The sequence below is a fragment of the Streptomyces sp. PH10-H1 genome, assembly GCF_030063355.1.
Lineage (GTDB): Bacteria > Actinomycetota > Actinomycetes > Streptomycetales > Streptomycetaceae > Actinacidiphila.
This window is the reverse complement of sequence record NZ_JASISZ010000020.1, coordinates 1-14,003: the sequence shown is the minus strand read 5'-3', so window position 1 is coordinate 14,003 and position 14,003 is coordinate 1. Positions and strand designations below refer to the sequence as shown.

The 14,003-nt window shown below is 67.9% G+C and carries 11 protein-coding genes; 3 read left to right on the top strand and 8 right to left on the bottom strand.

Features of this window, described 5'->3' with window-relative positions; genetic code table 11:
- Window positions 1–237: 237 nt before the first annotated feature.
- The 8 genes from QMK24_RS14810 to QMK24_RS14775 all read right to left on the bottom strand — a co-directional run bounded on the left by QMK24_RS14810 (window position 238) and on the right by QMK24_RS14775 (window position 9,656).
- Entirely contained in the window at window positions 238–1,602 is a 1,365-nt protein-coding gene (locus QMK24_RS14810) for a glutamine synthetase family protein (RefSeq protein WP_283466307.1), read from the bottom strand.
- A complete protein-coding gene (locus QMK24_RS14805; protein ID WP_283466306.1) occupies window positions 1,599–3,128 on the bottom strand; it encodes an amino acid permease in 1,530 nt (509 codons plus the stop codon). Before QMK24_RS14805 ends, QMK24_RS14810 begins: the two co-directional genes overlap by 4 nt.
- 98 nt (window positions 3,129–3,226) lie before the next feature.
- Window positions 3,227–4,285: a hypothetical protein gene (locus QMK24_RS14800; protein ID WP_283466305.1), complete on the bottom strand. Its 1,059-nt coding sequence runs from the start codon at window positions 4,283–4,285 to the stop codon at window positions 3,227–3,229.
- 781 nt (window positions 4,286–5,066) lie between these two features.
- Entirely contained in the window at window positions 5,067–5,690 is a 624-nt protein-coding gene (locus QMK24_RS14795; protein WP_283466304.1) for a class I SAM-dependent methyltransferase, read from the bottom strand.
- Between the two features lie 538 nt (window positions 5,691–6,228).
- Window positions 6,229–6,681, bottom strand: a complete 453-nt coding sequence (locus tag QMK24_RS14790; protein ID WP_283466303.1) for an ATP-binding protein — start codon at window positions 6,679–6,681, stop codon at window positions 6,229–6,231.
- Between the two features lie 166 nt (window positions 6,682–6,847).
- Complete coding sequence (locus tag QMK24_RS14785; RefSeq protein ID WP_283466301.1) at window positions 6,848–7,375, bottom strand: hypothetical protein; 528 nt, start codon at window positions 7,373–7,375, stop codon at window positions 6,848–6,850.
- Between the two features lie 124 nt (window positions 7,376–7,499).
- Window positions 7,500–8,735: a helix-turn-helix domain-containing protein gene (locus tag QMK24_RS14780; protein ID WP_283466299.1), complete on the bottom strand. Its 1,236-nt coding sequence runs from the start codon at window positions 8,733–8,735 to the stop codon at window positions 7,500–7,502.
- Window positions 8,736–8,966: 231 nt separating this feature from the next.
- Entirely contained in the window at window positions 8,967–9,656 is a 690-nt protein-coding gene (locus QMK24_RS14775; protein ID WP_283466298.1) for a hypothetical protein, read from the bottom strand.
- Between the two features lie 1,039 nt (window positions 9,657–10,695).
- Between QMK24_RS14775 and QMK24_RS14770 the strand changes: the two genes are divergently transcribed.
- The 3 genes from QMK24_RS14770 (at window position 10,696) to QMK24_RS14760 (ending at window position 13,137) form a co-directional block, all read left to right on the top strand.
- A complete protein-coding gene (locus tag QMK24_RS14770) occupies window positions 10,696–11,094 on the top strand; it encodes a hypothetical protein (RefSeq protein WP_283466297.1) in 399 nt (132 codons plus the stop codon).
- Between the two features lie 213 nt (window positions 11,095–11,307).
- Window positions 11,308–12,048 carry a hypothetical protein gene (locus QMK24_RS14765; RefSeq protein WP_283466296.1) on the top strand — a complete coding sequence of 247 codons (741 nt, stop codon included), beginning with the start codon at window positions 11,308–11,310 and terminating at the stop codon, window positions 12,046–12,048.
- Between the two features lie 157 nt (window positions 12,049–12,205).
- Window positions 12,206–13,137 (top strand): IS5 family transposase gene (locus tag QMK24_RS14760; RefSeq protein ID WP_502962590.1). Its coding sequence is split into 2 segments (ribosomal slippage): window positions 12,206–12,553 and window positions 12,556–13,137, totalling 930 coding nucleotides; the frame shifts between segments, so codons are not numbered across the junction.
- The last annotated feature ends 866 nt before the right edge of the window (window positions 13,138–14,003 follow it).

Here is a 14,003-nt window from a genome sequence, read left to right as displayed (position 1 = left end):
AGGGAGCCTGGCGTGGTGAACAGAAGGATGGACGCCAGTGCTTGGCTCTCGCTGGCAGATACGTGGTCCACGGACGGTCGGCAGCTGCGATCGCACGGTGGCGTTATGGGAGGCGGGGCCCCGAGCTGCTGGCAGGTGTGAGGGTTTGGCATGGGTAGATCGGACCTTCCCGGTGGTGTGGTGTGGTGTGGTGTTGGTGTCGGGGGCGCCACGGCCGCTCAGGTCGGCTGGGGGTGATTAGGTACGGGAGAACCCGCGGTTGCGTTCGGCGTCGGTGACGACGTCCTGCAGTGCGTCGAGCTCGTGGCGAGTCGCGGTGGCGTAGTGGGTGACCACGGCCCGTCCGAGGAGATCAGAGGCCAGGTCGCTGGCGGTGAAGGCTGCCAAAGCGGCGTCGAGCGTGCGCGGCAGGGCTGTCGCGCTGTCGGTGGTGTCGTAGGCGCTGCCCCGGGTGTGCTTCGGTGGCTGAAGTTCGTTCTCCAGCCCGTAGCGGCAGGCAGCCGCGATGGCGGTCAGGGCCAGGTAGGGGTTCGCGTCAGCACCCGGCACCCGCACCTCCAAGTGCCCGGCGCGGCCGCGACCGACCACTCGCACTGCGCAGGTGCGGTTGTCCCACCCCCAGGTGCTCGTGGTGGGTGCGAAGGAATGTCGACGCAGGCGCTTGTAGGAGTTGGAGGTCGGCAGCATCAGCGGCATCAGCTGGGGTAACGCCTCAAGGAGGCCAGCCACTGCGTGAAGCCCTGTGGGCAGCAGGCCGCGGTCATCGTTGGTGATGGTCGCCTGGTCTCCGTTCCACAGGCTGATGTGGACGTGTAGTCCGCTGCCCAGCCCGGTTTGCGGGGTGGACATGAAGGTGGGTGCAAGTCCCGTCTGTTCCCCGGCATGCCGGACGAGGCGTTTGAAGATCAGATGTTGGTCGGCCGCCTCCAACGCGTCTCCGTATCGGAAGGTCACTTCGACCTGGCCGCGCCCGCCTTCCGTCTTGGTGGCTTCCAGGGGCAGGTCCGACGCGGTCAGTGCCGGCTCGAGTGCGCGCAGGAACGCCCGGATCGCCGGTGGGTGGTCGAGGCTGTAGTCGAGGTTGTGGGAAGCGGCAGGCAGCAAGGTGGATACCGCCGTCTCCGGCGTCCCGTGGTAGAGGACGAATTCCGACTCCAAGCCGACCGCCACCCGCAGACCATGTCCTTCGAGCAGGTCGAGCTCTCGGCGCAGCAAGGTGCGTGGGGCGACGTGCGCGGCGCTGCCCTGCGGGTCGGCGAAGACCAGGATTTCCGGGCAGGACCCGGCCAGGTTCCGCAGGGTGGTGATATCGGGTCGTACCCGCAGGTCTGCGTACCCGTCGGCCCACGACGTGAGCGCGTAGCCGTCCAGGGTGCGCATGTCGGTGTCAGTGGCGAGCACGTAGGCGCACATTTCCATCCCGTGCTCCACCACGTTCTCCGCGAAGGAGGAAAGGGACACGCGTTTGCCTTGGAGCCGGCCCTGCATGTCCGGTGTCGCTACCAGCACCATCGGTCTGGGAATGTTGTTCTCCGCAGCCAGGAGGGTGACCACTTCGTCCAGCGACAGTCGGCCGGTCGGCAGGTTGTGGTGGGAGGTCACACCATCTCCTCGGTGTACTCGGACATGTCGGTTTCGGAGGCGCCGGTGAAGGTGTCGGATCCGTCGCGGTGGCGCATCCACCAGCAGATCCGGGCCAGGATCAGGACCGCGGCCAGGGCCGCAGGAGCGTAGTTGAACGTGGCGACCGACACCCATCCGGTCTCCGGCCGGGTCTGCGGCAGGCAGAACAGCCCGGTCACGATGAGCACCCACCCCACCGCGATCCAGCCGACCAACCTGCTCGCTCGGCCCAGGTGCCACGGGCCGCGCGCGAAATGGTCGCCGGCGCGCAGCCGCAGGTAGATCGGGATGGCGTAGGCGGGGGTGATCCCGATGACGTTGATCGCGGTCACCGCCCCGTAGGCGACGGTGCTGTACAGCGCCGGCAGCGCCAGGAGCGCGGCGACGGCAACCGACAGCCACACCGCGCGGTTGGGTGTGCCGTTGCGTCGTGAGACCTGGCGCCAGTGGTGGGAGTAGGGCAGCGCCCCGCTGCGGGAGAACGCGAAGACCATGCGGCTGCAGGCCGCGACGGCGGCGTTCCCGCAGAACAGTTGCGCGACGATCACCACCAGCATCAGAAGCCTGGCGCCGGACGATCCGAGGGCGTCGAGGAAGATCTGTGCCGGGGGCACCCCCGTGGGCGTGCTCAGGGTGCCGGCATAGTCATGGATCGCGTAGGTCAGGCCCGCCAGGAGTACGAATCCCGCGACCCAGGACCACAGGATGGCCTGGATGATCCCCTTGGGTGCGCTGGTCTGTGCCTTCTCGGTCTCCTCCGACAGGTGCGCCGACGCGTCGTAGCCGCAGAAGGTGTACTGCGCCAGCAGCAGCCCCAGCGCGACCACGTACCAGTGCGAGGACCAGCCGGTTCCGTTGGCGAAGTGGGTGAAGACGAAGTGGGTGCTCTGGTGGTGGGCCGGGACCACTGTCAGCGCGCCAACGATGAGGGCCACTCCGCCCACGTGCCACCACACCGACACGGTGTTCAGCAGGCTCACCAAGCGGACACCGAAGAGGTTCAAGGCGGCGTGCAGCAGCAGGATCCCCAGGTAGATCAGCATGGTCTTGCCCGGTGTGGGGGCGAATCCCCACTGCAGGTTCGCGAAGGCGCCGCAGAATAGCGCGGCCCCGAAGTCGATCCCTGCTATCGCACCGAGCAGGCCCAGCAGGTTCAAGAAGCCGGTGTACCAGCCCCAGCGGGGGCCGCCGAGGCGTTGAGCCATATCGAAGAGCGCACCGCTGGTGGGGTAGGCGGAGGTGACTTCGGCCAGGCCGGCGCCGACGAACAGCACCATGGCTCCGACCAGGGTCCAGCCCCACAGCATGACCGCCGGTCCCCCGGTGTTCATGCCGAACCCGTACAGCGTCATGCACCCGGACAGCACCGAGATGACGCTGAAGCTGATGGCGAAGTTCCCGAACGGTGTCATGCGCCTGTTCAGCACGGGTGTGATGCCCAGATCAATGAGAGTTTGGTTGTCGTCCAAGTCCGCGCCGGAGGGCGGACGGGTGGTGTGGGACACGGTGAAGCCTCCAAATTGGGCGGTTGTTCCAGGGGGTGACCGGCGGCACCAGGTGCAGGAGCCGGCGCTGCGGGACGCGGGCGCGGCGGAAGTGCGGGTCAGGGGTGCTGCGGCGGCGGACCGGCGCGTGCTTGCTGGGCGCTGTCGGCGTAGCTCAGACACGTCTGGCGGGCCTTGCGGAACTCCTCGAGGGCGTCGAGGGGCTCATGCGTGCGCAGGGCGACGAGCGTCCACGGCTTTGGCGTCATGTGGGGGCCCAATGCCTTGAAAACTTCGCCGCCTTCGGCATACCGGCAGCCGGCCCACAGTGCGTGGGCGAGGTGATTGAGGTCCAGAGGCGAGGCGTAGGTCTGGTCACACTTGTGGAACCAGTGCAGGGCCCGTTCGGTGTCCGTGATTGCGGGCTCGGTGCTCCACTGGAGGTGGCCTATGGAGCGTGTGCGTTGGGATCGATGGCGCTCGAAGTACTCGGCGTAGGCATACAGCGGCAGGACGGAGAGGGGGGTGTGGTCGTTGATGTGCACTCGCTGCCTCACCCAGTAGGCGAAGTTCACCCCCTCCCCCGCGCCACCGGACCGCGCGTGCAGGAGGAAGGTCAGCATCCGATGGTGGGCCTCTCGATTGAACGGGTCACGCTCGCATGCCTGACGCATCGCATCCCACGGACCGGGTGCGAGCATGGGATCAGGCGCCGGCCGGCGGTTTTCCGCACGGGCCTGACGCAGATCAACGTGGGCCTGGGCGAGCAGGCACACCCAGGGAACCGGATCCTGCGGGTATGCCCGCGCAGCGGCCAGTGCAGCATCACGCGCCTGCAGAGCGGCCCCTTCGATGACGCGCGCGTCCTTACCTGCCCGCTGCGCGCGGAGCACCGCCTCGGTGCCCACGCGGGCTCGCATCATCGAGGCATCGACGCTGCGGGGCTCCTCCTTGATCCATTCGCGGACGGCATGTGAGCGCACCGCGGCGGAGGCCAGTACCTGCGATCGAGCGGTACGCAACGCCCAGTTCGCGCCGGTAGCGGCTAAGAGGTCCCGCATGCTCATCCATCGCCCGGTTTGAACTTCTTGCACGGCGGTGTGCAGCGCGGCGTCGAATCCGGCGGGGTGCAGGCCCGGTTGGTAGTCACCCAGCCCATCACGACCTGTACGGGTCATGACATGTCCATATCTACGTGGGGCCGGCAACTGATCTGGAAGCGGGTAGTCACTCGGGCTGTGCGGGCGTACATGCAATTCCTATCGTCGTGCCCATCGCGTCTGGGGGACGGCGCGGCGATGGAGCGGTAACGGTTGCTCGGTGAGGTCTGCGCCCGTCGCTGGCATGCAGAGGTGTCCACGCAGCGAATGCGCGACACGGCCGCGAGGCGGCGTGGACAGGTCGGCTCCGCAGGCGAGGAAGGACGACGCCCAGTGAGGGGTGGCGCTGGGCGTCGCCCTCTTCGTTGTCACCGCCCGTCGCGGTAGCTCGGGTCCGCAAGTGACAACGGGTGGGTACCGGTCTCGCCCAGCTCGGATTCCCTCTTCCGCGGGGGAGCGAATTGAGGTGCCGGACGAGACCGGCGTCTAGGGGCAGGCCTTGCGGTCGTGATCCGACGCTGATCGCACGGCTTGCCACGGAAGTCGGCGCCGTCGCCGGCCGGAGCAAACGCGACGGTCCGCCGGGGCGCCCGGGGCCGGTCAGCAGGGAATGGCAGTCGGCAACAGCCCGCGTCCGTCACTGCTTGCTCTACGCTGTCGCCGTCCTCGTCGGGCGGGTGGGGGGATTGTTCGCTATCGTCCTGCGGATGCTCCGGCCACCACAGTGCAGACGGGCGGACGTGACGGCCGCAGGAGACATGCTTGCGGCACCCCGTTGTGGTGCGCTGTCTGTCTACCGTGGTGACGGTCAAGGCCCGCGCCTGTAACCACGGCGCGATGTCGTGTTTCGGGCCAGCCATCACACCCTGCCTACGGCGCTGGTCGTCGAAGAGGAAACATGTGTCCGCAGGACGAACGCCGTCAGCCCCTCGTCCAAGTGATGGCACTGCACGCTTGTCCATCCGGTGCTGCCCGTCAGCGCGGCCACTGCGGTGGCCGTCAAGCCGGGACCTGGCTGAGCCAGCTGCTCGGCTGCGGCGCCCACCAACCGGTCGATCACGACGAGGGCTCCGCCGGGGGCCAGGAGCACCTGGACCCGGCTGAAGAACGCGGCCGGGTCGGACAACAGCGGGTACACCATCCGGCAAACGATCAGGTCGAACGGGTCACCGCTCAGGCCCATCAGCGCCGGGGTGTCCGCGTTCAGGTCGAAGAAGCGCGGAGACACCGCGGTCGCGCCCCGCCGGTACGCACGCGCTGCGCGGAGGGCATCGTGTGAGGTATCCACGCCGGTGACAATGCATCCCTGTGCGTGCAAGCGCATGGCCAGCTGACCCTGCCCGCAGCCCACATCCAGGACGCGCGCTCCGGCGGGAGCAAGCCGCTTGAACAGGCCAGATTCACCTAACGGCTCGACCGCCGCTTCGCTGGTTCGCCCAGACGGGGGATGGCCGCTGCCTTGGGGCGCGACGGAAGCAGTCATGGGCGCGCCGCCTTAACCTGCCGGGAAACGCGTAGCGAATTGGCGAAGGTCGCGAAGGCGACCCGCTCGGCGAAGAGCGCGTCCTCGAGCTTGAGCAGGGCGCCCATCAGCAGAGGTGACGACCTCGATCGCCGGTAGATGGACATCAAGGCTGCCCAGTGCAGAAGTTGGCGCAAGACGAGTGGATGCATCGGAAGTCCTCGGTGTGCGGAGATGAGGCGCTCAATGCGCGTGCGATCCGCTGCTTCGGGGTGGGGTGAAGCCAGACAGCGGAAGTGGAGGGATGCCCCATGGGCGGGAGGAGTTGCACCGCTCGAAGGGCGCGGCAGCTCAAGGGGCCCACTACGGGGGAAACGCGGTTCCAGTGGTGGGGGAGCCTGGTCCGTCGGTGTGTGCGTCATGCAGCCCGCTTCAGCAGAATCATGTCGGGGGGCTCGGCTTCGCCAGGGGGCCGGCGTCGCGGGGGCGCGGGAGCTATCTGGCGGCGACATCCGGCCGCAAACAGTGAGCTGGGCTCTTCGCCTCACACCGCGCGTACTCATGCGGCACAGCTCTCGACTGCGACAGTGGCCTGCATGTTTGTTCCATCCGGGCTGATGCTCCACCGATCGGTCAGAGCGTCGACGAGGACCATGCCCCGTCCGCTCTCACGCTCACCATCTGGGGACAGGACAACGGGGCGTTCTGAACTGCCATCGGCAACGTCGATCCTGACCTCGCCGGATTCCCTGAAGTACCAGAGCGCGAACACGATGTCGTGACCCCCGCCGTGGTGCAGCGCGTTGGTTACCATCTCGGACGCGACCAGCGCCACCACACCAGCGCAACGTTCGATGTTCCAGAACGCGAGCTGCTCGGTGGCCAGCCGGCGGATCTGCCCGACCCGCACAGGCTCCGGAGGGAACGAGGCGGTGAGTCCCTCCGGCAACGGACGAGGCATGGGCGTGCCGCACCGGCCGGTCTGCTGGGGATCAGTCGCAGTCGTGGCCATGGAACGGCCCTTCGCCTAGAGAATGGGAGCATCGTTGAACACTGACGGTGGTGAGTGGACGGAGGGCCACACCTCGACTCGTCGGCCACGGCCCTCGAGCTGACGTCGCGGATCCGGCCTGTAGTCCGGAGCTAGCTGGCACCATCGCGAGCCACTGCGTCGACGGTCAGTTCGAAGCCGAGCGGGGTGTCGTCGGCTCGTGGTCTGGTGGGTTCGGGCATTCCCAGCCTGCCCCTTTGGACTCTGCTGTCCTGGAGCGGTCGGGGATGTGGGCGCCCGTGGGGTCACCGTCCTGCGAGTAGACCGCGAAGGCATCATTGGAGCCGAGCCAGTTCGCGAGGAGGTCCCGGTCACTCAAGGGCGGAGGGATCATGCCAGGCAGGGAGCACACGATGCCCTGCGCGTGACCGTTCTCGATCGCGGCTCTCGTCGCTGCCCAACCGGGATGTTCTGCGAAGTCATCGCCGCGCGGAAGTCGGTCGACGTGCCTCGCGACCACGTTCCAATCGCGTGCCCGCGCGTAGTTGAACAGGTCGCGAAGGGTAGCTTCGGGATCGACGGCTACGTCAGGCGGGATGTTGGCATAGAGAGCGACGTTCACCGGCGCGAAGTAGCCGGATGATGCGTCGGCGATGCCTGCCCGCCGGGCGGCATCGTGCGGGGTCCTCGTCATACGGTCCATCGTGATCGCCATGTCACGAGGAGTGAAGACAGCAGACGGACGACTCTGAATATCCGTCAGACACCAAGTCGTCCGCCCTGGACGACCGTCTCATCGTCAACTATCAAGAGTCGTCCGCCGCGTACCACTTCTGCCCTTACAGCGCCGTCCGGCGGTTTGCCGGCGCGAATCCGGTCGCGCGAGGAGCAGCATCCAGCAACGCTGCAACGCGGCGTAGTTGTGCTGTAGATCCGCTGCCGACCTTGTCGACGATCACTGATGGCAGAGCCTGATGCCTGGCCCACTTCGGCGATTCCGTCAGTACTTTCTCCAGCGTGTCGAGTGAGGAGTCCCACTGCTTGGCATCAGCCTGCGCAAGGGCCTTGTCCATCGCATACCGGTTCCTGGCTGCCAACGTCAACGGCGAGGTGTCCCGGATAGAGCTCACCAGAGACAATGCCTTCCCCGTCAACCCCAGGGCCACATTGACACCCACCGCCTGCGTCGCGGCACTCACCGGCCCGAACAACGTCCCGTGATAGAACTTCTCCGCGCCCATGCGGGCCCCGATCCCGTGTGATTGCGACAGCAGATCACCCGCGCGCTCCTTGTCGCCCATCCTGGAAGCGACCACAGCAGCGAAGTTGACGTGAGAGCCGAACACCACCAACTGCTCGGGCGTCGCCTTCGAGAACCGCGGCTCGATGTCCACGGCAGCGCGCTCGGCAAGGGCGAAGGAATCCTCCAGCCGCGCGTCGCGCAAATATACCCATGCCCTCCCAGACAGGACCAGCGCTTCGCGCAGCGGATCGGCCGCATGGCTCGCGGCCTCCCTCGCGTGCCCAATGGCGGCGTATGCAAGGTCACGCGAGCCCATCAGATTCGCAACGTACGCGCCGATGCGGTAGGCGTCAGCCAGAACGCCCCAAGCGGCGCAGCGCTGGTCCTCGGGGGCGGTGTGCAGCGTGGCTGCTGCCTCACCGAGGAACGGTGCAATGATCGCACCGGCCTCGCTGTAGTGGCCCTTCCAGTACAGCGCCCACGCGTGGTCGGTGATCTGACGCAGTTCCTCCAACGTGGACGGCTCCTCCGTTTCAGGGACCATGCCGGCCGAGATGTCGTGAACCGCGCAGGACAGGGCCCGGATCATCATGCGGTCGTCGTGTTCCATCGCACGCCGCGGGGCCTGCTGTCCAAGGATGACCGCCGTGTCCACGCCCAGGAACGCGGCGAGCGTCAGCAATGTAGGAAGAGACAGGGCCTTGTCCTGCTCAGCCTTTTGGACAGTCACGATGGACAGCCCCGTTCCGGTAGCCACGTCGGCCTGCCGATACCTCTTCCCGCGCAGGATCTTGAGGCGTTGACCTGTGCTGTATTCACTCCACTGCGGCATACTCGACCAGCTCCGTTTCGCTGACACTCACCCTGTACGAAACGGTACTCGTGCGCCGGTGAATCCGGCATCGTGTCGGGTGAACGTCCACCCTGGAGGTCACGAGTACGCCAGCCCGAGCAGTCTGGAAGAACATTGCCGCTGATCGACGTCGCCTGGCGGCGTCCAGGGCAGCGCGCAGGTCTGCAGGTCCCTATATGGCCGGGTGGTGAGGTGTACCTCGCATCCCGGTCAGCGGCTGACCGTACGCAGAAAGTGGTCGGCGTCGTCCTGCTCGCCCAGGTGGCCTAGCTCCAGCCAGGAACTGTCGATAAAGCACAGCCGGAAGGTGGCATACCCGCGTGGCTGGCCTGCCTCACCCTCGATGCGGGCCTTGTCGAGGGCGAACTCCGTGACGGTGCGGAAGTCATCGGCCTTGGTTGGTGACCACCGGCGACGCGGGGAGGCGGCCACGCAGATGCGGTCACGGGCCAGCAGAACCAGGCGCTTGGGGTTGGGCGAGTGGCCGTACCAGCGCAGCAGCAGCTGGCCGGCGGTCAGGTTCCAGTCCCCGTCGAAGACACCGTGGGCCGGATCCTGCCCGCGATCACTCTCCGGGGCGCGGCCACGGCCGGAGTGCGGAGCGTCGGGCGGGGTCTCAGGACCCCCGCGCTGACCAGCGTGGCCCCGTCGCTCCAGCAGCTGGTCCAGCCTGCGGCTGAGACTGTCGATGAAGATCATGGGGAGGACCACGAAGCAGAACACGACGGCTGCGGCGTACCACAACCAATGGTGGCGCGATTTCAGGCGCCCCTTCCCCGCGGCACGGTGAACGTCCTTGGGCGGTGTGGGTATGGGCTTGCGGAGCTCACACCAGACCAGGGCTACGGGTTCTTCGCCCAGGATCTGCCGCGCACGCCGTAGCACCTTCCGTTTCGCCATGCCGAAGATCGTACTGCTGCGCCCCTGGCGACCGTGGAGGAGTCATGGCACAGCGCGAGGTCGGTCGGCAGGCTCGCCCGCGATGTCGCTCTCTCCTCTGGCCGACGACCACGTCGCGGTAGCGAGCGAGCCCTTCCCGCGTCGACCAGGAGCACCACGGTCCGTGCCGGTGATTTCCACCGTCACGCCATCGACCTTTCCCCGCCGTCCGCAGTGATGTGGCTGCACGGCGGGCTGACAAGGGTCCCTTTCTGACCGGCCTGGTGCTGTAGTGCGCGCCCGATGCGAGCGGCCGCGACTCCTTCGACGCGTTGGTCGACGCCGAGCTCGCCCGGCACGGAGTCCCGGTGTTGGGCCACGGCAGGCGTTCGTCATGCGGCAGAGCGACCAGATCCGCAAGGGCCTCGGCGCAGCGCGAGCCGATGGACCGGCACTCATCAGCGTCCTTCACCAGCTGATGCGGCTGCAGGCCCCCTTCCTTCCCCGCGCGAACGGGCGGCGAGGGGAGCCAGCCCCACCAGGGCGTGCGTCGCCGGCGCGAGTCGGGGCGCCCCTCTCCGGAACGACGTCTGGCGGCCGGCCGGGCAGTGCCGCAGGGGTGGAGTCTCATCCTTCGGCCGGGTGCGTGCTCGGCACGCAGGTCACCTGTGATGCCCTGCAAGGGTTCACTCAACCAAAACCCTTAAATCTTGCTTATGTCATAGGTGCATGTTAGCGTCTTAAGGGCACCGTGTATGCGGACCGCCCCGGCCCGAAGGACGCCCATGGACCCGCTGGTTCGCACCAGGCACCTCATCCCGTGGCCGCCGCCTGGGCGGCCCGCAGCTCGTCGGCCGCACCCCATTCGCTTCCCCGAGCGCGCGGCCGCCACGCCGCGCGTACCGATACGCCTGGCGCTGAGCCGAGCGGCCGGAAAAATCTATCGTCAGGCCCTTGCCCGCACGCTGGCCTCGTACCTCCTTTCATCGGCCTCGACCTCGAGCGCCGCCACCCCTCGCTGGCGCAGCACCCGCCGGCCCCACCTGCTGGAGAGACGCCGATGAGCATCAACGTCGAGACCCTGCCGGACGAGCAGGGCGCCGCCCAGGCCTACGCCGCGATCAGGGCGTGGGAGACACTGCGCGCGCTCGCTGCGGACACCCCGGAGCTCGCGCAGGCGCTGGCTTCCATCGACACCACCGACCTCAAGGGGCCACTGGACGGCACCGCTCTGGAGGTCGGCGTCCTCGACGCGCGTCTGGAGTACGCCCACCTGCTGGCGCAGAACGAGGTCAAGCAGCGTCTCATCGACCGCCGAGCCAGCGGCGGCACGGGACTGGAGGCCCGCTGCACCTGTGGCCATCCGGCCATGGCCCACGCCCGCCAGCTCGTCGCGGGGAACCGCCTGCCGTGCGCCGCCTACTGCGACTGCGAGGACCTGGTGCTGATTTTCGCGTAAGACCGGCCCGTTACCGGCTCCAACGGGCGCCAGGAACGCGGCCTGGTGCCGGCCCGGGACACTATCCCGAGCCCCGCCTCCGGCGGCGCCGGCGTCACCCGCCGGACCCGTTGGGGTCGACGAGCCGGCCGGATCCACGAGACCACGAAGTGCAGAACCTAATGTATGACGTACCCTCCTTCAAAGCGCAGGACTTAAGAGATGGGAAGTGACATGGCAGGGAAGGACGCGCCGACCTCGTCGAAGCTCAACGATCAAGCGATCGCCGATTGGTTCGGTGTGGCGAAGAGCGCTGTCGGGAAGTGGCGAATCGGCCAGGCGCAGGCCGCGGCCCCCGACGCACCGCGCAAGACGCCGGCGTTCGTCCGTGTCGCTGCCGATCTGGGTGTGAACCTCACCGCAGAGGACCAGGCCGCGGCACTGGTGCCGCGCACGGTGGTCGAGGCATTCGGGAAGGCCGTCGGGTACCTCGATGCGGCCGGCGAGTTGATCCCGGAGATCCAGGACAAGCCCAAGGGTCGCTGGTCGCCGGTGGCCCCGACCATCGACCCGGTGCCGGACGAGAACGGCAAGCCGCGAAAGCGGTGGTACAAGCCGCACATCGCGGACGAGTACGGCATTCCCGAAGGCACGCTCAGCGCCTGGATGAACCGCGATCCAGAGTTCCCGACCCCCCACCAGGACGAGCTGTCGAGAACCTACCTCTACACGGAGCAACTGGAGGCGTACGACAAGGTCCTCGCCAGGCGCGAGGAGGAGAAGGCCGCCGGCCCCGCACCCAACGGCCACGATGAACAGGGCAGGCCCTGGCGCTTCATCGCCAAGAGGACCGACCGCGCCGATGGCGTGGACACGGCGACCGGGCGTGCCTACCAGCTGCTGCCGGCGGACAGCTACTACGCCAAGAAGGCGGTCGCCGCGGCGAAGGCCGGCAAGAAGAGCCGGCAGAGCTGACGGGCTTGCCGCTGAAGTCGCGACGCGAGGAGGTTGGATTCATGGGCTCGGCATTGAACGACCACGAGTGGGAGACATTCATGCGGCACGCCCTCGGCCTAGGGTCTGTTTCTCGGATCTCGCGACAGCTGTGGGGTGTTGGGGCCAGGATGGGTGCATGGGTCGTGGGGATTTATCGAATGCGGAGTGGGAGCGGTTGGAGCCGTTCTTGCCGCGTGGTGGCATGCGGGGTGGCCGGTGGAGTGATCACCGTCGGGTGATCAACGGGGTGTTGTACCGGGTGCGGACGGGCGTGCAGTGGCGTGACCTGCCGGAGCGGTTCGGGCCGTGGTTGACGGTCTATAAGCGTCATCGCCGGTGGTCAGCGGATGGGACGTGGCAGATGCTGCTGTCGCGTATCCAGGCTGCCGAGGATGCGGTGGGCGGGATCGACTGGGATGTGTCGGTGGACTCGACGACCGTGCGGGCTCATCAGCATGCCGCCGGCGCGCGGAGGGCGGCGCCGGCCGCGGTGGTTCAAAGGGGGGCCGTGCGCGGGACGAATCGGGTCGATCCGGTGCTGCGGCGTTTGGTCGCCCGGTTGGAGGAGGTGGTCCGCTCGGCGAGTGCCTGGGACGCTCCCGTGGTGGGTTCACTACCAAGATCCATCTCGTGGTCGACGGACGGTGCCGGCTCCTCGCTCTCGTCCTGACGCCCGGGCACTACGGTGACGGCCCGCAGTTCCAGCGCGTACTCGAGGAGCTGTCCGTGCCCCGCACCGGACGGGGACGGCCGCGCACCCGGCCCGACCACGTCCTGGCGGACAAGGCCTACACCTCCCGCGAGAACCGCCGTTACCTGCGACGACGCGGCATCCGGCACACCATCCCCGAACGCCTGGACCAACAACAACACCGGCACAACCGCGGTTCGCGAGGCGGCCGGCCCACCGGCTTCGACGCCGAGCGCTACAAGAAACGCAACACGGTCGAACGCGCCATCAACCGGCTCAAGGGCTTCCGCGCCGTCGCGACCCGCTATGAGAAACGGGCCTACATCTACCTCGGCACCGTCACCCTCGCAGCCCTCGCCATCTGGCTCCGCACATGATCCGAGAAACAGACCCTAAGCGTCCCCGCCAGGTTGCAGCTCGACGTCGACCCGCAGGGGAGTCTCACGCGGTGGGACCCTGCAGCGTCGGCGTCGCAGCCCGGGCGCGCCCCCGCCGAAAGCTGAAAGGGGTGCGCGGAGGCGGCGGCTGCTCCGCGATCTGCAGATCCTGTTGTCCGCAGGTTCGTCCACTGGTCGGATATACCAAGACGTAACCATCAGCGATCAGTGTCACATCTCCCATCGCCTGTCCAGCTCGAACCAGTTGCCGTCCCTCCGGGGCCGACGGATTCCCTCCGTCGGCCCCGATGTGTCTCCGCCGACCGCCCCGCCGCACCGGCTACCCGCCGATCCGTCGACGGGCAGCGTGATCCGGACCCCCGCCCGCGTCACGGCCGCCAGCAGTGCGCTCGCACTTCCCGCTTGGTGCCGCGGCCCGCCGGCAGAGAGCGCGGCCAGGCCCGAGTAGGGGCCGGCGCTCCTGCCCGCCGATGGGACAGATGGTCTGGGGTTCGTCCGACTGCCTGCTCCGTGGCCACGAGAACAGGCCGGTGCTGGCGGTCAGTCCCGCAGGGCGTCCCACCCGCCGCGGTCCAGCAGGCCAGGAGCTGGCCGGTGGTGTGGTGTGGCCACGCTCCTGATGACGACCGGTGGGCAGCGGACGCCCCGCGTTGGGCGGTCAGTCTCCTGCCTGCGGCAGTGGCCGCCGGCCTGGGGATGACCTGGTTCCGATTGAGACGCTCGACTTTCGTCGTTCTGACGGGTCGTCGGCTCCTATGCGGCGGTGTCGAGGCTGGCTGTGGCCCATGCTTGCTGGACGGCGCGGATTTCCTGATCGGTGGGCCGGCCTGGGCTCCTGGGCAGAA

What these genes read in the sequence shown, in the direction of transcription:
- QMK24_RS14800 (WP_283466305.1), bottom strand. Translation starts at nt 4,285, where the DNA reads ATGACCCGTACAGGTCGTGATGGGCTGGGTGACTACCAACCGGGCCTG.
- QMK24_RS14795 (WP_283466304.1), bottom strand. Translation starts at nt 5,690, where the DNA reads ATGACTGCTTCCGTCGCGCCCCAAGGCAGCGGCCATCCCCCGTCTGGG.
- QMK24_RS14790 (WP_283466303.1), bottom strand. Translation starts at nt 6,681, where the DNA reads ATGGCCACGACTGCGACTGATCCCCAGCAGACCGGCCGGTGCGGCACG.
- QMK24_RS14785 (WP_283466301.1), bottom strand. Translation starts at nt 7,375, where the DNA reads ATGGCGATCACGATGGACCGTATGACGAGGACCCCGCACGATGCCGCC.
- QMK24_RS14780 (WP_283466299.1), bottom strand. Translation starts at nt 8,735, where the DNA reads ATGCCGCAGTGGAGTGAATACAGCACAGGTCAACGCCTCAAGATCCTG.
- QMK24_RS14775 (WP_283466298.1), bottom strand. Translation starts at nt 9,656, where the DNA reads ATGGCGAAACGGAAGGTGCTACGGCGTGCGCGGCAGATCCTGGGCGAA.
- QMK24_RS14770 (WP_283466297.1), top strand. Translation starts at nt 10,696, where the DNA reads ATGAGCATCAACGTCGAGACCCTGCCGGACGAGCAGGGCGCCGCCCAG.
- QMK24_RS14765 (WP_283466296.1), top strand. Translation starts at nt 11,308, where the DNA reads ATGGCAGGGAAGGACGCGCCGACCTCGTCGAAGCTCAACGATCAAGCG.